The organism is Actinoplanes sp. NBC_00393 (genome assembly GCF_036053395.1).
Classification (GTDB): domain Bacteria; phylum Actinomycetota; class Actinomycetes; order Mycobacteriales; family Micromonosporaceae; genus Actinoplanes.
In genome coordinates this window covers 4,943,293-4,964,322 of the sequence record NZ_CP107942.1, presented here as the reverse complement: position 1 = coordinate 4,964,322, position 21,030 = coordinate 4,943,293, and the positions used below count along the sequence as shown (strand labels likewise).

At 68.8% G+C, this 21,030-nt stretch carries 15 protein-coding genes; 4 read left to right on the top strand and 11 right to left on the bottom strand.

The features are described 5' to 3' along the window. Position 1: 1 nt before the first annotated feature. Genes OHA21_RS23330 through OHA21_RS23295 form a run of 8 tightly spaced genes read right to left on the bottom strand, consistent with a single transcriptional unit; the run spans position 2 to position 9,755 of the window. Positions 2-1,141 (bottom strand): glycosyltransferase family protein, encoded by a 1,140-nt coding sequence (locus tag OHA21_RS23330; protein ID WP_328476978.1) that lies wholly within the window; start codon positions 1,139-1,141, stop codon positions 2-4. Then, positions 1,138-2,274: a glycosyltransferase family 4 protein gene (locus tag OHA21_RS23325; protein ID WP_328476976.1), complete on the bottom strand. Its 1,137-nt coding sequence runs from the start codon at positions 2,272-2,274 to the stop codon at positions 1,138-1,140. The genes OHA21_RS23330 and OHA21_RS23325 overlap by 4 nt, the downstream gene beginning before the upstream one ends. After that, positions 2,271-3,365 carry a glycosyltransferase family 4 protein gene (locus tag OHA21_RS23320; RefSeq protein WP_328476974.1) on the bottom strand — a complete coding sequence of 365 codons (1,095 nt, stop codon included), beginning with the start codon at positions 3,363-3,365 and terminating at the stop codon, positions 2,271-2,273. Before OHA21_RS23320 ends, OHA21_RS23325 begins: the two co-directional genes overlap by 4 nt. After that, positions 3,365-4,453: a glycosyltransferase family 4 protein gene (locus OHA21_RS23315; RefSeq protein WP_328476972.1), complete on the bottom strand. Its 1,089-nt coding sequence runs from the start codon at positions 4,451-4,453 to the stop codon at positions 3,365-3,367. Before OHA21_RS23315 ends, OHA21_RS23320 begins: the two co-directional genes overlap by 1 nt. Continuing rightward, positions 4,450-5,886 (bottom strand): oligosaccharide flippase family protein, encoded by a 1,437-nt coding sequence (locus OHA21_RS23310; RefSeq protein WP_328476970.1) that lies wholly within the window; start codon positions 5,884-5,886, stop codon positions 4,450-4,452. The genes OHA21_RS23315 and OHA21_RS23310 overlap by 4 nt, the downstream gene beginning before the upstream one ends. After that, positions 5,870-7,339: an O-antigen ligase family protein gene (locus OHA21_RS23305; RefSeq protein WP_328476968.1), complete on the bottom strand. Its 1,470-nt coding sequence runs from the start codon at positions 7,337-7,339 to the stop codon at positions 5,870-5,872. The genes OHA21_RS23310 and OHA21_RS23305 overlap by 17 nt, the downstream gene beginning before the upstream one ends. Before the next feature lie 5 nt (positions 7,340-7,344). Continuing rightward, entirely contained in the window at positions 7,345-8,238 is an 894-nt protein-coding gene (locus OHA21_RS23300) for a hypothetical protein (RefSeq protein ID WP_328476966.1), read from the bottom strand. 44 nt (positions 8,239-8,282) lie between these two features. After that, positions 8,283-9,755 (bottom strand): exopolysaccharide biosynthesis polyprenyl glycosylphosphotransferase, encoded by a 1,473-nt coding sequence (locus OHA21_RS23295; protein ID WP_328476961.1) that lies wholly within the window; start codon positions 9,753-9,755, stop codon positions 8,283-8,285. Positions 9,756-10,315: 560 nt separating this feature from the next. Between OHA21_RS23295 and OHA21_RS23290 the strand changes: the two genes are divergently transcribed. From OHA21_RS23290 to OHA21_RS23275, 4 genes are all read left to right on the top strand, one after another. After that, positions 10,316-11,275 (top strand): LCP family protein, encoded by a 960-nt coding sequence (locus OHA21_RS23290; protein ID WP_328476959.1) that lies wholly within the window; start codon positions 10,316-10,318, stop codon positions 11,273-11,275. 159 nt (positions 11,276-11,434) lie between these two features. Continuing rightward, complete coding sequence (gene hrpA / locus OHA21_RS23285; protein WP_328476957.1) at positions 11,435-15,361, top strand: ATP-dependent RNA helicase HrpA; 3,927 nt, start codon at positions 11,435-11,437, stop codon at positions 15,359-15,361. A 738-nt stretch (positions 15,362-16,099) separates the two neighbouring features. Next, on the top strand, positions 16,100-16,480 hold the full coding sequence (locus OHA21_RS23280; RefSeq protein WP_328476955.1) for a DUF6401 family natural product biosynthesis protein: 381 nt from the start codon (positions 16,100-16,102) through the stop codon (positions 16,478-16,480). A gap of 416 nt (positions 16,481-16,896) precedes the next feature. Beyond that, positions 16,897-17,631 carry a LamG-like jellyroll fold domain-containing protein gene (locus tag OHA21_RS23275; protein ID WP_328476953.1) on the top strand — a complete coding sequence of 245 codons (735 nt, stop codon included), beginning with the start codon at positions 16,897-16,899 and terminating at the stop codon, positions 17,629-17,631. A 93-nt stretch (positions 17,632-17,724) separates the two neighbouring features. Here OHA21_RS23275 and OHA21_RS23270 read toward each other — a convergent pair whose 3' ends face one another. The 3 genes from OHA21_RS23270 to OHA21_RS23260 form a co-directional block, all read right to left on the bottom strand. Next, complete coding sequence (locus OHA21_RS23270; RefSeq protein WP_328476951.1) at positions 17,725-17,958, bottom strand: hypothetical protein; 234 nt, start codon at positions 17,956-17,958, stop codon at positions 17,725-17,727. Positions 17,959-18,207: 249 nt separating this feature from the next. Then, positions 18,208-19,248, bottom strand: a complete 1,041-nt coding sequence (locus OHA21_RS23265; RefSeq protein WP_328476949.1) for a cobalamin B12-binding domain-containing protein — start codon at positions 19,246-19,248, stop codon at positions 18,208-18,210. Then, a complete protein-coding gene (locus tag OHA21_RS23260; protein WP_328476947.1) occupies positions 19,245-20,960 on the bottom strand; it encodes a PP2C family protein-serine/threonine phosphatase in 1,716 nt (571 codons plus the stop codon). Before OHA21_RS23260 ends, OHA21_RS23265 begins: the two co-directional genes overlap by 4 nt. Positions 20,961-21,030: the final 70 nt, after the last annotated feature.

Below are 21,030 nucleotides of genomic sequence, written 5' to 3'. Positions count from 1 at the left end.
GTCAGCCGGCCGAGGCCACGTCGTCGAAGACCGCGCCGGCCCAGAGCGGCCACCGGCGTTCCCAGGTCTGCTCCTCGGCCCATGCCAGGGCGAGACGGCTGGTGCCGGCGTCGTTGCGGTCGGCGTCCCGGACAGCGCCGGTGAACTCGTCAGCGGTGTCCGCGAACCACACCCCAGGCGGCGCCTGCCGTTCCAGGTCGTCCTCCCACCGGGTGCTCACCACCGGGCAGCCGCGGGCCGCGTAGTCCATGAACTTCATCGACGACTGGCCGCGGGAGAACCGGGAGCGGTGCGGAACCAGTGCGACTCCGGCCCGGTCCAGCACGGTTCCGAGCTCGGCCCGCTGCAGGACGCCGTGCCAGGTCACCCGGCCGGGGAAAGTCTCCAGCAGCCGGGTGAACTCGGGCGCCGGCTGGTCGCCGTGCCCGGCGTAGCGGAACTCGCCGTACAGGTCGAGCGTCCAGTCCGGCAGGCGGGTGAGTACGTCAGTGACCAGGGCGGTGTCGAAACGCTCGGAGAGGGTGCCGATGTACACCATGCGGCGGGTGCCGGAAGGGCGCACGCCGGCGCCGGCGACGAGGTCGGACTGGGCTCCGTTCGGCACGAGGTCGACCTCTCGCCCGGGGAAGAGCGCGGCGAGCTTCGGGTTCGCCACGACGATCGCGTCGGCCTCGGCAGCGATCCGCGCGTACGCCTCTCGGACGTGCGGTCGTCGGCCGTCGAGAAGCAGGTTCCAGTCGTCGGCGGCGTCGAAGACCCGCCGGGCATCGGCGCCCGAGGTGGCACCCCACTGCCAGGGCACGTTGACCACCACGGCGACATCCGCGGGCGCGGCCTGACGGCAGAGCGTTTCGACCGTACGCCGAAGGAGCCCGTTGTCGAGACGGGTCGCCATCGCGTTGCGGTGGCCGGGGACGAACGTCGATCGCGAATAGACGATGGCCGGACCGGAATCCCGGCGCGGTGGGACGCGCCGGAGGCCGGCCGTCCAGGTGCCGCGGTCGCGCAACCGCCGGATGTCGGCCGGCGCCTCGACGAAGTCGACGCCGACACCGTTGGCCCGGGCCAACGTTGCCAGGGCGTGCTCGCGGCGGATGGCGGGTGACCACGTGCTCTTGGCCAGCATGACGAGATGCCTCATGCGATGGCCCGCACCGGGTTGCGGGCTGCCAGGTCGGTCGCCAGCGCGACGAGCCGGGCCGCGGAGAGCTTCCAGCTGTGCTCGGTGACGGAGGAAGCGGCGGCCCGCGACAGCGCGGGCCGGTCCTCGGCGATGCGGGCGAGCGCGGCCGCGGCCGCATCGGCGTCCCGGGACACGACAAAACCGCCGACCCCATCGGCGACGGTCTCCGGCAACCCGCCCTCGCCGGAGACCACGACCGGGCTGCCGCACGCCTGGGCTTCGAGGCTGACCAGGCCCAGCGGTTCGGCGGCGGCCAGGTACAGGGTGGCGTAGGCGGCCCGGTAGAGGCTGATCAACTCGTCGTCACCGACCGCGGTACGGATCCGCAAGTCGACGCCGTGCTGAGCGGCGAGCCGGGTCAGCCGGTCACGTTCGGACGGAACGTCCCGGTAGGCCACCACGACGAGTGGGAGCCCGAGGCCGCACCGCGCGGCCGCGGTGATCGCCAGGTCGTGTCCCTTGCTGGGGATCAACGAGCCGACCGACAGCAGGTGCCGGGGGTGGGAGCCGTCGGGCGTCATCCGTTCCGGGGCGCCGCAGGGCAGCACCTCGGCGTTCCGGCCGTATGCCCGCTGGATCCCGGCGGCGGTGTAGCGCGAGTTCGTGGCGAGCAGGCTGGCCTCGGCGATGCCGGCCCGGTCGGTGCGCCGTTCCAGCCGACGCAGCCCGGCGTAGAGGGCACGGGTACGCGGGTTCAGGCTGGCCCGTAACGCGGGCTCGTAGTCGATGCGGCGCGGTTCGTCGCAGTACCGGATGATCGGCACGGCCCGAGTGCCCAGCGGAACCGCGCCGCGCAGCACGGAGTCGGGGTTCGCAAAGATCACGTCCGCGCCCGAACGCTCGGCCATGGTCCCGAGCTCCGCCCACACCGACCGGAGCCGGCGCACGTCGAGGACCCGCTGCGGCGGCCGCAACACCGCAGGCAGCCGCTGTGCCACCAGGCGCAGCGGCACCACGTACGGTCGGGCCGTCACCGGCACGGCCTGCGAGGTGGTGAACTCGACCACCTCCGCGTCGAGCGCCGTCACCTGCTCGGCCAGGCGCCGCCGCGCACCGCCCTCGACCAGGTTGTGGATCACAGCGATCTTCATTTCGTTCCCCCCGCGACGGCATAAATTCGGTCCAAGTCGCTGGCCTGACGGGCCCACGTGTGCCTGACGGCAGCGACCTCGGCGGCGGCCGCGCCGAGGCGGTCGCGTGCTGTCGGATCGCTGAGCAGGTTCGCCAATTCGCGGGCCAGCCCGCCCGTGTCGCCGACGTCAACCAGGCACCCGGTCACCCCGTCGGTGACCAGCGATTCCATGGCCGGAACCCGTGTTGCGAGGACCGCCCTGCCCTGCACCATCGCCCGTACTAGGATTCCGCTTGCCGGGTTCGCCGCCCGATAAGGCAGAACCACCACCGATGCGGAGGCAATCAGCTCGGCAAACTCCTGATCACCGAGGTAGCCGAGCCAGCGCGGCGGATTCGCGAACTTGGCACTCTCCCGTTGCAGGCGCGCCACCCACTCGGCGTGCTGTCGAGAAGCGGTGCCCGCGATCATTAGCTGATGGTCGCTGCCCGCTTCTTCCCAGGCGGCGAGGAGATCTTCGAGGCCTTTCGCCGGACTGAGGAATCCACCGAACACCACTGTCCGGGACGTCGACGGCAGCGGACCGGGCAGTGCCGGATCGGCACCGTGGTTGATCCGCTCCACCCGCTTGAATCCGGCAGCCGAGGATTGCCGCGCCGCCACCTCACTCAGCACAGCCACGACGCCAGCACGACGGCGTACGTACAGGGTGACCGGCCGATCCAGCAGCGGGGCGAAGACCTTGTGAGCCACCGCATCCCGCCAGCCGCGGCGCGCCGGAACCACGGCCGCGCCCGGAGCATCCACTAGGGTCGGCGCGTCGTGCACCACGAGCACCACGTCCCGGCGAAGGCTGACCGCGACTACCGCGAACCAGAACGGCCCGGTTGTTATCCGGCCGAGTTCAATGTGAATGACTCCGGCGCGCCGGATGCGCCCAGCGGCTCGCAGCCCGGTGAGCAGACCCCGCCAGGCGGGCGCGGCCGATTCGGCAAGCGGGACGTCGAGCACGTCGCGCCCCTGCCGGCGGAACTCGCCGACCACCTTCGCGCCGACATGCGCGACGCCGCCAGCGGTTGGCCGGGCGATCAGCACCTCGGGAGCGGTCATCAGCAGCCACCGCTCATGGCGAGCCGGCCGAGTGAGCGCCGGTAGTGGGTGAGCGTCTTGTCCACCATGGTGTCCAAGTGAAAGCCGCGGACATCTTGGAGCGCGTTTGCGGTCATTTCATCGACGGACGGTCCCCCATCGATGCTCCGGTCGATGGCGGCTGCGAGAGCAACCGGGTCGTCCCGGTCCACGAGCAGCCCGGACCGCTCATCCGTGATCAGCTCACAAACTCCGTCGACCCTGGTGGCCACCAGCGGAGTAGCCAACGCCATCGCCTCCAACACCACGTAAGCGAATGACTCCCACCGGGACGGCAGGCAGACGACCGACGCTTTGCGCATAAGGCGCGGCACGTCGTCGACCCAGCCGCGGAACTCGACCCTGTCCGGCGCGACCTGGCCCGCCAACGACCGGAGACTGTCGAGTTGAGGCCCGGAGCCGGCAATCACAGCCGTCCAGTTCCGTTGCGACCGCGCCGTCGCCTCGATGAGTACGTCATGTCCCTTCTGCCGGATCAGCGCGCCCGCGCTCACCACGACCGGCCTCCCTGCCGGCCGGACTTCGGCGGCTTCGAAGCGGAACCGTTCGATGTCGATGCCGTTGTGGATGGTGATGATTCGATGGGGCGACAGGCCGTACCGCTCGATGAGGAACCGCCGGGAGGCCTCGCTAACTGCGATGACCGAGTGCGCCAGCCCGAGTTGCAGACGTTTGAAGGCAGTCTTGGCCGTTGCTGCTCCTGGGGTACGCGGATCGTTGGTAAGCGTGTCGTCCGATGCGTTGCTGCGCGGCAAGTGCTCAGTGACGATCACACGCCGACTGCTGACACGAGCCAGCCCGAGGAGCCTGACGGACTGACGATGATAGGTGTCGGCAAGGTGCAAGTGCCAGATGTCGGCACGTTCTACGCCGTCTTCGAAGGCGGTGAATTCTGCACCGATACCCGCCGCGATGCCGGCCACCCGGGAGCCCTTCGGAGCGGCGAGGCGCACATCGAGGCCCCGCGACACCAGTCCGGTCGCGAGGTCACGCAGGTGCCGGCCCACGCCTCCGGCGGTTCGAGCGTCGGTTGCCAGGACTACTCTCATCTCACCCTCGCCATTCCGGGAATCAGGCGTACGAATTCGGCAGGCCAAGCCCGCATTAAAGTCATGGCAGCCAGATAACAGAGCACCGAGACCGCCAGGGCGAGCCAGAACGACGAGGTGAAAAGCGCGCCGGCCACCACCGCGATCGTGATGGCAACCAGGGGTAGCAGGCTGACCCGCAGCAGGTGACCGACAGGGATCCGATTGCGCAGCAGCAACCACGATCCCCAGCACACGAACACCTCGGTGGCCACGGTCAGCCATGCCGCCGTTACGATGCCGAATCGCGGCGCGAGCCACAGGTTTCCTGCGACGTTCAGCACAAGGGCGATGATGTTCTGGGTTACCAGCCAGCGCACCCGGTCAGCTGCCATCACTACAACGCCCAAGAGGTTCGAGAACATCGCGGCCGCCGCGGCGATGGTGAGCACTCGCAGCAGGTCGCCGGCGGAGGAGTAAGCGTCACCGAAGAGCACTGTCATCGTGTCCGTCGCGTGCACGGCGACAACCACGATCGCCGGCATGACCAGGGCGACGAACCAGTGCCATAGGCGGGCGAGCAGGTGCCCTAGGCGGTCCGGGTCGTTCCAGTCGGCGGCGATTTGCGGCAGAGCGATGGACATAACGAGCCCAGGGAAGATCGCCAGAATATTCAGTACCTTGACCGCGCCTGCGTATTGCCCTACTACCTCGCTCGAGAACAGCGAGGAGAGCAGCACCAGGTCGATCGACCCGTATGCGGTGGCCAGAAACGACGCGATCCCAATCGGGACGGCGTCGCGGAAGAGCCGAGGCGCGGTCGTGCCGCTCCTAACCTGGTCGCCTGGCCCGGTGCGAAGCCACGGCCAGGCAGCGCGGAGCACCAGGGCACTGTTGACCACTGACATCGCCGATGCGGCGGCCGCGATCAGGACCGCTGGCGCGCCGGTCAAAGCAAGCCCAATGAGGGCCACCGCTGTCACTAGCGAAGTACTCAGGTCGACGGCCGCCATCCGGCCGATCTCGTGCCGGGCGTAGAAAAACTGCCTCACCACGCTGGTACCGGCCAGCGCCACTGCGGGCGTCATGACTAGCAGCGTGCCGCCACGGATCGTGCCGAAGGCGAAGAATGCCGCAACCACCACACCGGCCACTGCTACTGCCGTCGACCACGCGATGCTTACCCGGAGAACCAAGCGTCCGAAGCGGGCCTCGTTCGTGGCCCCGCGTCCTATTGCCATGCCCAGTACCTGGCCGAAGCCGAACTCGGTGAGTGCGGTCAACAGGTAGTAGGTGGCCATACCTGCCGCGTACTGACCGAAATGATCGGGTCCCAGGGAACGCACCACAGCGATGGCCGACAACGCAGACAGGGCCGAGGCGACAACTTTGCGAATCACTAGGAGCCCGGCCGATCCGGCGATCTTTTCCGTGCTCTCAGTTGTCGCGCTCATCGATCCCCCGCCCAGCCAGACCCACGATCATCCCGAGAATCGGGGCGACGGTTGCGGCAACGGCCACGTACTTGATGGTTACGACATCAGTGACACCGGCTACAGCGAGTGCCACGACGGCACCGGCGAGGCCGGAGGTCAAAGTCGGGCGGTGGGCGTGTGCCCGGCGCAGGTCCACCAGAAGCCCGAATGCGAGCAGTGCCAGCGAGGCTAGGCCCAACAGCCCGCCTTCAGCGAAGATTTGGAGATATGCGGAATGCGCGTGGGTGTGTACGCCCGCATCCGGCGCGTCGGCGATCAGGATCTCGTTCAGATGCCCGGCGCCTACCCCAGCGATTGGATGCTCTAGACCGGTCTCCGCAGCGACGCTCCAGTAGAAAAGCCTGTCGCGGTCACCGTCAGCGGTCGCTACTCCGGTTGCGGTGGGATCAGAAATAGACGAGAGACGTTCGATCAGAGATGGCCCGCCGACCACGAGCGCACCGATCAAGAGAGTAGCCAGGGCGCCCCCGACGATCTGGGCCATCCGGAGTCGGGACCAGCGCGGCACGAGCGCAATGACGACGACCAGGGAGATCGCCGCCCCGATCGTGGCCATTCGGGAGAGAGACAGGGCGAGGCCGAGTCCGATGAGTGCGATCGCGATACCGACTGCGGAGGCCGGCAGCCACCGGTGACGCTGGAGGAGGAGATGGAGCATGGCCAGGCCAATGGGTATCGCAACGGCCAACGCGGTTGCGAGGGAAATGGGGTCGGAGAACGTTCCGGTGGGCCGCGGCTGGCTCTGGTAGTCAAAGAAGTAGTTGGTGGCGGTGGCCGAGGCCGAACCGGAGTAGAGGTCGAATTCCTTCCGCGTGCGGTACTCCCAGATGGCGAGGACAGCCTGCAACAGGAGTGATCCGAGAGTGCTGAGCAGCACCACAGCCAGACCGCCGCGTTGGCGGATCGCGCGGGCGCAGAGAAAGGCGACGGCCAGTGCTGTCACCGCTACGGTGACGGTCTCCCCGATCCGGACGCCATGCGCCATTGGGATTATGGCGAGAGCGATGCTCACTGGTAACACCCGGCCCAGCGCTGACGTGCCGACCGGCCGGGTCAGACCGAGCACCACAGGGACCGCGGCCAGCAAACATGTAGCTGCGATCGCGGTGAGGCTGACGCCGGAAAAGCTGACCTCAAGCGTGGCCGCCGGCGCGGCCAATACGACGGCTGCCACCAGCACCAGGAACGGTTGGGGCACCAGTGCGAACGCGGCTAGTCCCAGGGGCGCGGCGATGGTCAGCAGGTACTTGACGATGGTGGAGTTGGCGAAGGCGAAGTGAGCGGTCCAGCCCGAGGCGCCGAGTATCAAGAACGGAGTGACCAGTAAAAAAACCGCAAGCTGCTGCGGGCCCAGAGGGGTTCGGGCAGCGATCCGTTCCTGCCAGGCACTGATGGCGTGGGCTGTCTGCACTGCCGTCAACTCTGCGGCCGGGCGCGGCCTCGGGCGTCATGGGCAGCCGACGGGCGCCCACTCTGCCGACGTCTGGCGCTGATCACGGCCAGCTCTGTGGTCAGTACGAGTGAGACGATGAGAGCGACGAGGGAGTAGAGCAGCGGCTGGGGCGCCACCTTGGCCGCTATCGGTTCCGCGGTCAGCGCCGACAGCTTCACGGCGCTTCCCGAAGTATCCCGGCCGGCTTGGCCGACCAGATCAATCCGCTTCAAGACCAGGGCCGTCACCTGTTGCTGAGCGTTGTTCAGCTGAGTGTTGACCGCCTGAGCGCGCGAGGATCCAGGGGCCGCGGCGGTCAGTGCCCGGCTCAGGCGGTCGACGTCGTCTTTCGCCTTGGCAAGCAGTTCGTCAATGTTGGCCAGTTGCTGTGTGTTCGTCTTAGTGCCGGAGGACAGGAGTTCCTGGGTCTGGGCCACCAAAGCTTCGGAGACTGCGCGGGCGCCTTTACTCGACTCGTCAGCGGAACCCGCCTTCACGGTGACCCGGACAATATTCGTGTTCGCGACCGTGGCGGCCGAGGTGTTAGCGGAGAGCTGGTCGACCGGGATCCCGGAGCGTGCGGCCGCGTCGTTGAGGACTACCGCGGTTCGGGCGAACTGCGCGAACTGCGTTGCCAACTCGTTCGCACCGCTAACCGCATCCACACTGGTCATCGTTGACGAACTGGAGACCAGCACATCGCTGTTCGCCGAGTAGGTGCCGGGCAGTAGGGAGCTCACCACGCAGGTCAGCCCGGCTATCAGCAGTGACGCACCGACGATGGAAAACCGGGCACGCCAGATGATCTGCGGTCGGGCGGTCGGCGTTTGTTCGGCGAATGCGTCCGACCGATTCACCTGATTTACGTACGTGGACATGTCTTCCTCACGATGCTCTTCGTTGCTGTCGGGGGAACGCGGGTTCAGCTGCCGCGTGCGCCGAACGTCTGCCCGAGGGTCCAGATCAGGACCTTGATGTCGAGCCAAAGGTTCCAGTGGTCGATGTAGTAGTTGTCGTGGCGAATTCTGTCGTCGATCGACGTGTCGCCGCGCAGGCCGTTCACCTGGGCCAGGCCGGTCAGGCCGACAGTGACCCGGTGGCGGGACTGGTACTCCGGAAACATCGCGCTGAACTGCTCGACGTAGTGCGGCCGTTCCGGGCGGGGACCGACGAATGTCATGTCCCCGCAGAGGATGTTGACCAACTGGGGAAGCTCGTCGATCGAGGTGGCCCGGATGAACCGGCCCACACGGCCGATCCGGGAGGCTGCGACGTCGGACCAGGCGGTATCGGACTGATCCGGCGCGACCGGGCGCATCGAGCGGAGTTTGTACATCGTGAACAGCCGGCCGTCACGGCCGACCCGCACCTGTTTGAAGATTGGGTTGTGCCAGTCCTCGACGAGGATCGCGGCGATCACGAGCAACATCAGTGGGGCGAGAACGACGAGCAGCGTGGCCGCCAGCAGGATGTCGAAGAGCCGCTTGCTGAATCGCTGTCCGACGCTCCAGCCCTGGCTGAGCCGGAGGATCGGCACGCCCCCGATGTGATCCCCGGTGGCCCGTGATCCGCCCAGCGGCCACGACCGCAGCAGCAGGAAGGTCGCCGGCATGCCGACGCGGCTCCGCAGCCCGTCGAGCAGCCGCGGCCGGTCCACCGACATCTCGTCGATCAGCAGAACGCTGATCGTGTGCTGTTCGACGATGCGGGGCAGGGCGGCGAAGTTGCCGAGGTACTTCCAGCCCTCGCCGGCCTCCGCGGGAGCTGCCGGCGCAGCGGCGACATAGCCCACAACGTTCAGTCCGTAGGTCTTGTGCCTGCTCAGGACGCCGATGACCTGTTGAGCGTGCATGCCGTCACCCAGGATGAGGGTCGGGTGAGCCACCATGTCGGCGCTTCGGCCGACCCGGATGGCCGTGAAGATCACGCCGCGCACGAGCAGCATGGCGCCGATCATCAGGGCTGCCCCGGCGACGTGCCGGCGCAGCTCCAAAGGCACGCCGAGCAGCGCCGGCACGGTCAGCGCCACGCTCATCGCGACGACGAACTGGCTGATCAACTGCGGCACCTGGTCCAGGAGCGTGAGGTGCAGGCGTGGCCGGTAGATGCCTGACGACGCGTAAGAGGTGACTGTGAACAACCAGCCGAGCAACAGGGGCCAGGTCCACTGCACCCACCAGCCGGCGAAACAGGCGGCGACCAGCGCATCGCCGGCGAACAGCACCCGCCCGGTCTTGAAGTGCTCGCCGAACCGTCGCCAAGCCGACCTTTCCGGTCGCGTGCCGGCGCGGTCGCGGCGGGCCAGGACGTCGATCGTCGTCCGTTCCCAGCCCTCCGCACGTGACGCGGTATCGCTCTGAGGCCCCGTTGGCCGATTCGTGGTCGACTCTCTCATCCGCGCTTCTGCTTTTCGGTGGAACGGAACAGTGCCGTTTCTGGAACGCAGGAACCCTAAAGATCAAGATGATCGGGAAGGGTCCGCCATTCGGCCGATCTCAAGATCCCACAGGCCCGAATCGGGCTATTGACCGCCTTTCCTCGGCGGGCCCGCAGGAATTGGACATAACCCGGCAAACGTCAGCCCATCTTGGTGTTCTGTTACGGACATGTCCGAATCGGGAGACGAGCGCTTCAACGCGTCGGAGAAGGTGGAGTGGGCTATCGCACAATCCTCGGGACCCCTGCATCTCATATGGTGGAAGCGGTTCCGGTACTCGTACCTGAAAGATGCTTGGCCGCAGTGGTTCTTTCAGAGACGCAGCGGCCACCTGTGATCAAAAGCTGACCGAACGGTTGATGCCCCCAGCTTGACCGATTTGCCGAACTGCCTTCAGGGTGTCGGGCATGGTTTTGACGCCCGGCCGTGAAGAAGCCGAACCAACCGCATCACCGAGGTCACACCGGAAAAGGGGCCTCGCAGGTTGGCAAAAGGCACTTTCACTGCTAGGCGTTCTGGTGCTTGTCATTGTCGCCGGAGTGGTTGGCGGCGGCTATTTCCTCTATAGCCGTTACGAGGGCAAAGTGGAGCGGTCGGCTCTGCTGCCGGAGTCTTCTGCGGAGGACGCCGCCCAGAGTCAGCGCAACTGGGAGTCCGGCGCGCTCAACCTGCTGCTGCTCGGGTCGGACTCGCGGGCCGAGGAGGACGGCGGCACCAGCTCGATCGGTGAGCGCTCGGACACCATCATGCTGCTGCACATTTCGAAGAGCCGGGACAAGGCCGCGATCGTCTCCATCCCGCGGGACAGCTACGTCGACGTGCCCGCCGGCGGCTCCTGGAAGGGCGGCAAGAACAAGATCAATGCGGCCTTCGCGTTCGGTGGGGCCAAGCTGACCGCGCAGACGGTCAAGCAGCTCACCGGGGTGACCCTGGACGGCGCGATGATTGCGGACTTCGCGGCGGTCCGGGAGATGGTCGACGCGGTGGACGGGGTCAACGTCTGTGTTCCCTATGACGTGCGGTCGACGTTCTCCGAGCGGGTCTGGAACAAGGGCTGTCACGACCTCGACGGGGAAGAGGCCGAGGAGTTCATGCGGCAGCGCTACGAGGTGCCCGGCGGCGACTTCGGGCGGATGCACAACCAGCAGCTGGTGGTTAAGGCGGTGATCGCCAAGGTGTCGAAGAGCGGCGCCCTGACCAACCCGCTCGAGCTGGACAGCCTGCTCGGCATCGCGGCCGGCGCGCTGACCGTCGACGAGAGCTTGGACCTGCGCGACCTGGCGTTCGCGGTGCGGGACATCCGGCCACAGAGCATCGCGTACGCCACCGTGCCCTCCTCGACTGCCAGCCTCCGGACGAAGGCCGGCTCGGCGGTCCAGCTCGACCCGAAGAAGTCGGCGGCGATGTTCGCGGCGATCAAGAACGACACCATCGACCAGTGGCTGGCCGCCAACCCGCAGTCGGCCCCGGGCAGCTGACACGGCAAGGGCGGCGTTAATCACCAGGCGTTTCCGGCCGGTTCCGCCTATTCTTGCTGCGCCATGTCGACATCGCCTGCCAAAGCATCGCCCGCCGGAGCAACGCCCGCCGGGGCGCCCGTCGGGGCATCGCCTGCCGGACCATCGCCTGCCGGAGCAATGCCCGCCGGAGCGACACCCGCCGGGGCGACGCCGGCCACCGCCGAGCTGCGTTCCCGGATCTCCGAGTTGTTGCCCCGTGACGAGCGGCGCCTGCAGCGCCGCCTCGAGGGCACCCGGCGGATCCGGGACGACGCCGCGCGTTCCGCCGTGCTCGCGGAGATCGAAGGCGAGGTGGAGCAGGCGCGGCTGCGGCTGGAGAGCCGGCTCGCCTCGGTGCCGAAGATCACCTATCCGCAGGCGCTGCCGGTCAGCACCCGCAAGGACGACATCGCCGCGGCGATCCGCGACCACCAGGTGGTCGTCGTCGCCGGGGAGACCGGCTCCGGCAAGACCACCCAGATCCCCAAGATCTGCATGGAGCTGGGCCGGGGGGTACGCGGGCAGATCGGGCACACCCAACCGCGGCGGATCGCGGCGCGGACCGTCGCGGAGCGGATCGCCGAGGAGCTGGACCGGCCGCTCGGGTCCACGGTCGGCTACAAGGTGCGGTTCACCGACCAGGTGAGCGACGACACCATGGTCAAGGTGATGACCGACGGCATCCTGCTCGCCGAGATCCAGAACGACCGGATGCTGCGCCGCTACGACACGCTGATCATCGACGAGGCGCACGAGCGCAGCCTGAACATCGACTTCATCCTGGGCTACCTGCGCGAGCTCCTGCCGAAGCGCCCCGACCTGAAGCTGATCATCACGTCGGCGACGATCGAGACGCAGCGGTTCGCCGAGCATTTCGCTGACGGCGCCGGGAAGCCGGCTCCGGTGATCGAGGTGTCCGGGCGTACCTATCCGGTCGAGGTCCGATATCGCCCACTCGTCACCGTCACCGAGGACGACACGGAAGAGCCGCAGGACCAGATCGACGGTATCGCCGATGCCGTGGACGAGCTCCCCGCAGATGGCGACATCCTCGTCTTCCTCTCCGGCGAGCGGGAGATCCGGGACACCGCCGACGCCCTCAACAAGCGAAACCTGCGCAACACCGAGATCGTCCCGCTCTACGGCCGGCTCTCCGCCGCCGAGCAGCACAGGGTCTTCGAACGGCACACCGGCCGCCGGGTCGTGCTCGCCACCAACGTCGCCGAGACCTCGCTGACTGTCCCCGGCATCCGCTACGTGATCGACCCGGGCACGGCCCGGATCAGCCGCTACTCCAACCGGCTCAAGGTGCAGCGGCTGCCCATCGAGCCGGTCTCGCAGGCCAGCGCCAACCAGCGCAAAGGACGCTGCGGGCGTACGTCGGACGGCATCTGCATCCGGCTGTACTCGGAGGAGGACTTCGAGCAGCGCCCCGAGTTCACCGAGCCGGAGATCCTGCGGACCAACCTGGCCAGCGTCATCCTGCAGATGACCAACCTGGGCCTCGGCGACCTGCAGAAGTTCCCGTTCATCGACCCGCCGGACCGGCGCAACGTCACCGACGGCATCAAGCTGCTCGAGGAGCTCGGCGCCCTCGACGACCGCAAACTCACCCCGATGGGCCGCCAGCTCGCCCAGCTGCCGGTCGACCCGCGGCTGGCCCGCATGGTCATCGAGGCGGACCGGCAGGAGTGCGTCGCCGAGGTCATGGTGATCGCGGCTGCGCTGTCGATCCAGGATCCGCGGGAGCGGCCGGCCGACAAACAGCAGCAGGCCGACGAGAAACACGCGCGTTTCACCGACAAGGAATCGGATTTCTTCACCTTCCTCAACCTGTGGCGGTATCTGCGGGAGAAACAGCAGGAGCTTTCCGGAAATCAGTTCCGCCGACTGTGCCGTTCGGAATTCCTGAACTATCTGCGGGTCCGGGAATGGCAGGACATCTACGCGCAATTGAAACAGGTCGCGCGTACGCTCAATCTGTCGGTGAAAGAGGACTGGGAAGCGGGAGTCGCGGCACAGCCGGTGCACACCGCGCTGCTCGCGGGTCTGTTGAGCCACATCGGCATGAAGGATCAGGACAAGCGGGAGTTCGTCGGCGCCCGCGGCGCCAAGTTCGCGATTTTCCCCGGCTCGGCGCTGTTCAAGCGCCAGCCGCGCTGGGTGATGTCTGCCGAGCTGGTCGAGACCAGCCGGCTCTGGGCCCGGGTGAACGCGCGGATCGAGCCGGAATGGGCCGAGAAACTCGCGCCCCACCTGGTCAAACGCACCTATTCGGAACCGCACTGGGACCGGAAGATGGGTGCCGTGATGGCCTTCGAGAAGGTCACACTCTACGGTCTGCCGATCGTGCCGCGCCGCCGCGTCGGTTACGGAAAGGTCGACCCGGTCGTCTCCCGGGAACTGTTCATCCGGCACGCCCTGGTCGAGGGCGACTGGGAGACCCACCACAAGTTCTTCGACGCCAACAATCGGCTGCTGAAGCAGATCACCGAGATCGAGAACCGGGCCCGGCGTCGCGACATCGCGGTCGACGACGAGACGGTTTATGCGCTCTACGACGCCCGCATTCCCGCCGAAGTCGTCTCCGCCCGCCATTTCGACGGCTGGTGGAAGAAGGCGCGCCGAGACGATCCGGAACTGCTTCATTTCACCCGCGACGACCTGGTCAACGCGGGCCGCGACACCGTCGACCCGAACGCTTTCCCGGACGCCTGGCTGGCCGGCGGAGTCAAACTGCCGCTGTACTACGAGTTCGAGCCGAACTCGCACGCCGACGGCGTCACCGTGAAGGTGCCACTCGACCTGATCAACAAGGTGGACGCGGACGACTTCGGCTGGTCGGTGCCCGGTTTCCGCAAGGATGTGGTGATCGCCCTGATCCGGGCGCTGCCCAAGCAGTTGCGCACCAGCTTCGTCCCGGTGCCGGACTGGGCGGAGGCGGTCCTCGACCGCGTGCCGGCCCGGCGCGGCCCGCTGCCCGACGCCATCGGCAACGAGCTGCGCCGCCTCACCGGCACCATCGTGCCGCGCGACGCGTGGCGGCCGGACCAGGTGCCCGAGCATCTGCGGATGAACTTCCGGGTGGTCAACGAGGCCGGCGAAGTGGTCGCCGAGGGCCGCGACCTGGACGTGCTGCGCCGCCAGCTCGCGCCGAAGGTGCAGGCCACGATCTCCAGGGCGGCCGGCAACCTGGAACGCCGCGGCATCACCACGAACGACTTCGGCGTGCTGCCGCGCCGGGTCGCCCAGGTGCGCGGCGGCTACGAGGTCAACGTCTGGCCGGCACTGGTCGACGAGGGTGACAGCGTGGCGATCAAGGTCTTCGAGACCGAGCCCGCGCAACGCCTCGCGATGGCCGCCGGCACCCGCAAGCTGCTCATGCTCACGCTGCCGCCGGCCGCCCGCTACCTGCAGGGACGCCTCGACAACCGGGCCAAACTGGAACTTTCCCGCGGCAACCCGTACCGCTCGATCGCCGACCTGCTCGACGACTGCGCGGGCGCGGCCGTCGACCGCCTGGTCGCCGACGCCGGTGGGCCGGTCTGGTCGTCGGTCGAGTTCGCGTCGCTGCGCAACACGGTCCGGGAGGATCTCGTCGACGCGGTGGCCAACGTGGTCACCCAGGTGCAGGCGGTGCTCGCCACCGCGTACGACGTCGACCAGCGCCTCAAGGCGCTGCGCGACCCCGGCCTGCTGCCCGCACTGGCGGACATCCGGCAGCAGCTGAAAGGCCTGGTACATCCCGGTTTCGTCACCGAGACCGGCTGGCGGCAGCTGCACCATATGCCCCGATACCTGCGCGGCATCGTCCACCGCCTGGACCGCCTCGGCGGCAACCTCGCCCGCGACCGCCAGCTCACCACTCAGATCCACGAGATCGAATCCGAGTACCGCGAGCTGCGCGCCGAAGCCGTCACCGGCGGCCCGGCCGAGGAGGGCCTGCGTGACATCCGCTGGATGATCGAGGAGCTGCGCATCAACTACTTCGCGCAGACCCTCGGCACGGCCTACGCAATCTCGGACAAACGCATCTATAAGGCCATGGACGCACTGCCAATCTAAAACCGCTTTCCGGTACGCCTACACCTCCCTGCCGAAGCCGTGGCCGAACCTCGGCTACCGCGCGGCCACCTGCCCGGTCCAGGCCGCCCGGCGCCCGCCGGGCTCAAGCACGTGGTCCCGCCCGCGTTGGTCGCTGGCTCGGCTGACCTCAGGCGTCGCTTCGCCGCCCGAGAGGCACCGCTCGTGGTCAGCCAGGTAGGTCGGCTGACGATGAGTGTCGTCTCCGGGTCGGGGAGGCAGCGTTCGTGGTCAGCTGGGTGGGCGGGCTGACGGTGAGTGTCGTTTCCCGGCTCGGGAGGCAGCGTTGGTGGTCAGCCGGGTAGGTCGGCTGACGGTGAGTGTCGTCTTCGGGTCGGGGAGGCAGCGTTCGTGGTCAGCTGGGTGGGCGGGCTGACGGTGAGTGTCGTTTCCCGGCTCGGGAGGCAGCGTTGGTGGTCAGCCGGGTAGGTCGGCTGACGGTGAGTGTCGTCTCCGGCTCCAGGAGGCAGCGGTGAGAGTCAGCCGGGTGGGCGGGCTGACGGTGAGTGTCGCTTCCAGGCTCCGGAGGCAGCGCTGGGGGTCAGCCGGGTGAGCGGGCTGACTGGGAGTGTCGTTTCCCGGCCCGGGAAGCAGCAGTGGGGGTCAGCCGGGCGGGATTGGGTGCGGGACGGTAGCGGTGGGTGCGGGGGCGGTGGCGCTTGGGGTGCCGTTCGGTTACGCGCCTGTTCTTGCTGGTCACCGGGCTCTAGCGTCTTCCGCATGACGAACGAGAACCTCGCTTTCGCCCCGATCGCCGCTGTTGCCGCCGCCCGTCCGGCGAGTGTGTACCTCGACGAGATGATGGCGCGGGTGGGTGTCGACGGCCTTGCTGCCGCGTTCGCTGAGCCCGCCCTGCTGGCCCGGATCGACCAGCACGCGGCGGCTGTCCGGGACGCCCTGCGGGACGCCGGCCGGAACGGCGATGCCGAGGGGCTGGCGGCCTACGCGCGGTCGATCGTCGCCGGCGCGGTGCGGATCGGCCGTCCGATTCCGCAGCCGGGTGCGGCGCCGGCCACCGCCGTCGAGTGGCTGAGCGCCGGGTGGCCTCTGCTGCGCCTGGTCGCGGTTTGCATGATGGCCGAGGCGGCGGGCGTTCTCTGAGCCGCGCAGCCGCGAGCGTTCTTTGAGCCGCGCAGCGGCGGGCGTTCTCTGAGCTGGGAAGCGGCCGGCGTTTCTCTGAGCCGGGCAGGCGCGGGCGATCTTCGGGCCGTGCAGCCGCGAGCGATCTCTGATCCGTAGCCGCAGGCGTTCTCCGTGCCGCGAAGCCGTGGGCGTTCTTCGAGCTGCGAAGGCGCGGGCGTTCGGTGAGTCGGGAGGGTGCCGGCGTTCGAGAGGCGGGGGAGAGCGCGGGGCTGGTTAACACGGCTGTTTCGGGGCGTTCGGAACAGCGCTGTTAACCAGCCGGCGACGCGGGGCGGCGTGGCTGAGGGTGGGGATCGGCGGAACGGCTTAGCCCGTACGATATAGATTTTGTGGTGTTTTTGCACTTTAAGCGGCTATTAGGGGATCTTCTTCTCATGAAGATCCTCAGGGTTTGGACTCTTGCTCTGCTCGCGGTGCCGGTAATGGCAGCGCCGGCGGTTGCTGCGCCTGTGGTTGAGCCGGCGCCCGCGCTGGTGGCGCGGTATAACTTTGACGGGGGCGCGGTTGCCGGCCGGATCTCCGAGCTTTCCGGGCGTGGTAGTGCGCTGACCGTTCGCGGGGCCAACAACGGTGCGGTCGGGTTTGTGGCGATGGGTGCGGGACGGTATGCGACGTTCCCGGCGCCGTGTGCGGCCACTACGGTGACCTGCGCGAAGGCGATTATGGAAGCGCCTGATGACGCGGACCTCGATCCGGGCATCCGCAATTTCCGGTGGGCGGCCGCGGTGCGGCTCACCCGGGCGCAGCTGACCGGCTCGGCGAACGTGATGCAGAAGGGCGTCGCCACCGCGGACAGCCAGTGGAAGCTGCAGATCGGCGGGCCGACCGGGCGGGCGCAGTGTGTCGTGGTCGCGCGGGGGAGTGGGCAGACGTTCGCGGCGATCTCGGCGCGGCCGGTCATCGATGGGAGTTGGCATCGGGTGGTGTGCCAGCGTACGGGTGCGGTGCTGACGATCTCGGTGGACGGTGTGCCGGGGGAGCGGGTCACGATCCCGGCCACGCTGTCGATGGACAACAACCTGCCGCTGCGGGTCGGTGGGCCGAACTTCGCCCGTGGTGCCGACATGTACCACGGCCAGATCGACGACGTTTACGCGCAACTGGGCTGAGCAGCCGAAAAGCGAGGCAGGCAGCAGCCGCGGAACGTGAAGAAGTGCCCCGGCGTCCGTATGGAGGAAAAGGACGCCGGGGCACTCGTGCGATCAGCTGCGGCGGAAGGCGTAGCTACGGCCCCCGGAAGCGCCGGCCGCACGCCCCGACCGGGCCCGCCCCGACCGCTCACGGGCGGCCTGCCGATCGTCGCGGGCGCCATGATGCGCGGCCGCGACGGCCGGCTGATGTTCTTCCGAGGCGCCCGGCCGCTGCAGCGCTGCCGCGATGTCGTTGCGGGCGATCTCGTCAAGGTTCAGATGTACGGTAAAAGGCTTGGCAGGCATGCGATGACCTCCTTGCAGACCCGCGCGGGGAGGGCGCGGGACTCGTGAGACGAAGGCCGAACGAGGTGGAAGGCAGCCGATCGCGGCAGAAAGAAGAAAACGCCGCGAGGGCACCCGGTGTCGGTCGGCCTGGGACTGGCTTCGAACGACGCGCCGCCTGCCGGTCTGACACGGGCAGGGGGCGAACCGGGGTCTCCATCACAGCATGGCGCCAACGTTAGTCCGGCCCCGCGGACCAGCGCCACCCATTTATCGGGCGAGTGCGGTGTCCAGCATCGCGATCGCCGCCGGGAAGTCGATGAGCTGGTCCCTGACCAGGCGTAATCCGGCTCGCAGGGCGGCCGGCGGCACGCCGCGGACGGCCAGGACGCTCTCGGTCCACTCGATGAAGTCGGTGAAGATCTGTTCCTCGCCGACGTAGAGGGCAGCGGCCAGGAAGTCGGCGATGTGGCCGAGGTCCTCCGCGGTGGCCTCGAGCTGGCTGTGGTCGTAGTGGTGGGCCACCGGGTAGGCGGCCGGGAGCCGGCTCATCGCCGTGGCGATCAGCTGGGGGCGGCTGCGGACCAGGTGGGTGTACTCCTCGTCGCCGAGGAAGCTGTCCGACTCGAGGAAGGGCACGTCCGACACGTACGGCGGGGGCCAGTCCTCGGCGAGCCGGGTGACCGCCTCCTCGCCGGTGGCGGCCCACGCGTCGGCGCCGAGGCGTTCCGCGTACCGGCCGCCGGGGCCGAAGCCGCGCCCGCCGGCGATGACCGGCACCCCGGCGGCCCGGCAGGCGGTGATCGCGGCGTGCGCGCGCGGCAGCCGGATCGGGATCATGCAGCTCAGCGCGACCGCGTCCGGCCCGGTCTGGTGCAGGTGGGTGATCAGGTGCCGGCCGGGGACGCTGGCGCCGAGGAAGTCGACCCGCCAGCCGTCCAGTCGCAGCAGCTCGGCCAGCATCCGGGCGGGCAGACCGTGCCACTCGCCGTCCACGCAGGCCAGGGTGATCCGGCCACGGAACGGCCGAACGGCGGTACGCGCCGCGAGCGCCGCCAGCACCCGTTCGTTGACCGCGGTGGCCGCGTGCTCACGGGCGATCGACCATTCGTTGGCCGCCCAGAGCTCGCCGACCCGCCCCTGGCTGAGGGCGATCAGGTCGACGATGATCCGCTGCGGGGGTGTGCCGTCGTCGAGCAGCCCGAGCGCCAGCTCGACCGCCTCGTGTTCGTCGCCGTCGCCGATCAGGTTCACGTAGTGCTCGGCGAGCCGTGGGTCGTGCAGCGGCAGCCGCTGGGTGGGTGCGGTCATGAGCGCGCCCGGCCCCGCCGCTCGCCACCGCGGGCGGCGACCATGAACGGTGAGGTGTTGGGGATGCCACCGCCGCGCAGGCTCAGCGGTGTCCGGGCGGGCGCGCGGACGACGAGCATGGCGATGTCGTCCTGGTTGCCGCCGTTCACCCAGTCCGAGACGAGCTGGCGGATGCGTTCCACCGCGGCGACGCCGGGCATGCCGCGGCAGCCGGCGAGCGCCTGCCGCAGCCGATCCTCACCGTACTGTTCGACGCCGCTCGGCCCGCCGCGCGCTTCGGTGAGGCCGTCGCTGTAGAGCATGCACAGTTCGCCGGGAGCGAGCTCGACCTGGGCCGGGCGCACCACGGTCCGCCGCATCACGCCGATCAGCGTCCCGCTGGTGGGCACCTCTTCCACAGTGCCGTCGTTGCGCAGCACCAGCGGTGCGGGGTGGCCGCCGGTGGCCAGCTCGAGGCGGACCCGGCCGTGCTCGATCCGGTTGATCGAGCCGACCACCATGGTCACGAACCGGTGCTGCCGGCTGGACTGCAGCAGTGCCTCGTTGAGGACCTTGAGCATCTCCTCCGGACCGGCTCGCACCAGGCGCAGGGCCCGCAGCGTCTGGCGGACCTTGCCGGTCAGCACCGCCGCCTCCGGGCCGGTGCCGCAGACGTCGCCGAGGGCGATCACGGTGTCGGTGTTGTCGCCCACCGGGCCGAAGACGTCGTAGAAGTCGCCGCCGATCCGCAACGCCTCGCGGGCCGCCTGGTAGGAGCCGGTCAGCTCGAACCCGTCCGGCTCGGGCAGGGTCGGGGGCAGCAGGTCGGCCTGCAGCACGGCCGTGGTGTCCACCTGCTCGCGGTAGAGCATGGCTGCCGAGATGGCGGCCCCGGCCCGGGTCGCGAAGACGCGGGCGAGCAGCTCGTCCTCGGCCGCGAACTCGGTGGCCGAGCCGCGCCGGGCCAGGATCAGCGCGCCGGCCGGCTCGGCGTTGCCCGGCAGCGGCGTGACCAGCAGGGCGCGAATCGGGCCGAGGTCGGCCGGGAAGAGCCACTCCGGCACCTGCGACGCGTCGAGCCAGCGGCTCGGGATGGGCGGGAAGCCGCCGAGCGCCTCCAGCAGGCCGGGCACGTCGGCCAGCCGGTTCTCGCGCAGGGTGCCCTCCTCGATCGGCCGGTCCGGGACCAGGCGGGTCCAGGCGCTCTGCCGGCGATTGGCCGGCAGGATCACCACGGCGGCGTCGGCCAGGTGGGCCACCGCGAGCTCCACGGTGGTACGCGTACAGCGGCGCACGTGCAGCGAAGCGGAGAGCCGTCGTCCCGCCTCGGCGAGGAACGCCGTACGCGACCGCTCGACCTCGAGTGCCGCCTCGCGCTCGCGTTCCTCGGTGTGGTCCCGCAGGAACCACGCGTAGTGACCGTCGTCCAGATCCCGCCGCATCCCGTAGACGCAGCGGCCGTCGTGCTCGCAGCGGAACGAGTCCGCGTTCTCGGCGGTGGCGCGGGTGAGGGCGGGCAGCGGGGCGGTGGCCAGATCCTGACCGGGCTCCAGCCCGGAGACGAGCCGCCGGGCCTCGGCGTTCGCCATCAGGACGGTGTTCTCCCCGGCCGCGCAGAGCAACATGGCCTCGGTGGCGGCCTCGAACGCGGCCCGGAGCAGGTCCGGATCGGAAACGCCCGGAACCGTAGGCACCAGCGGCTCGCCGGCTCCCGCCGGCGTTCGCGCTGTCATTGTGGCCTCCTGTCTCTCCCCGCCGATCAGTTACCGCTCAGCGTGCAGGATCCAGCCCAGCCTACGGCGT

Coding starts and splice junctions, on each gene's coding strand:
- OHA21_RS23330 (WP_328476978.1), bottom strand. CDS start 1,141: ATGAGGCATCTCGTCATGCTGGCCAAGAGCACGTGGTCACCCGCCATC.
- OHA21_RS23325 (WP_328476976.1), bottom strand. CDS start 2,274: ATGAAGATCGCTGTGATCCACAACCTGGTCGAGGGCGGTGCGCGGCGG.
- OHA21_RS23320 (WP_328476974.1), bottom strand. CDS start 3,365: ATGACCGCTCCCGAGGTGCTGATCGCCCGGCCAACCGCTGGCGGCGTC.
- OHA21_RS23315 (WP_328476972.1), bottom strand. CDS start 4,453: ATGAGAGTAGTCCTGGCAACCGACGCTCGAACCGCCGGAGGCGTGGGC.
- OHA21_RS23310 (WP_328476970.1), bottom strand. CDS start 5,886: ATGAGCGCGACAACTGAGAGCACGGAAAAGATCGCCGGATCGGCCGGG.
- OHA21_RS23300 (WP_328476966.1), bottom strand. CDS start 8,238: ATGTCCACGTACGTAAATCAGGTGAATCGGTCGGACGCATTCGCCGAA.
- OHA21_RS23295 (WP_328476961.1), bottom strand. CDS start 9,755: ATGAGAGAGTCGACCACGAATCGGCCAACGGGGCCTCAGAGCGATACC.
- hrpA (WP_328476957.1), top strand. CDS start 11,435: ATGCCCGCCGGAGCGACACCCGCCGGGGCGACGCCGGCCACCGCCGAG.
- OHA21_RS23280 (WP_328476955.1), top strand. CDS start 16,100: ATGACGAACGAGAACCTCGCTTTCGCCCCGATCGCCGCTGTTGCCGCC.
- OHA21_RS23275 (WP_328476953.1), top strand. CDS start 16,897: ATGAAGATCCTCAGGGTTTGGACTCTTGCTCTGCTCGCGGTGCCGGTA.
- OHA21_RS23270 (WP_328476951.1), bottom strand. CDS start 17,958: ATGCCTGCCAAGCCTTTTACCGTACATCTGAACCTTGACGAGATCGCC.
- OHA21_RS23265 (WP_328476949.1), bottom strand. CDS start 19,248: ATGACCGCACCCACCCAGCGGCTGCCGCTGCACGACCCACGGCTCGCC.
- OHA21_RS23260 (WP_328476947.1), bottom strand. CDS start 20,960: ATGACAGCGCGAACGCCGGCGGGAGCCGGCGAGCCGCTGGTGCCTACG.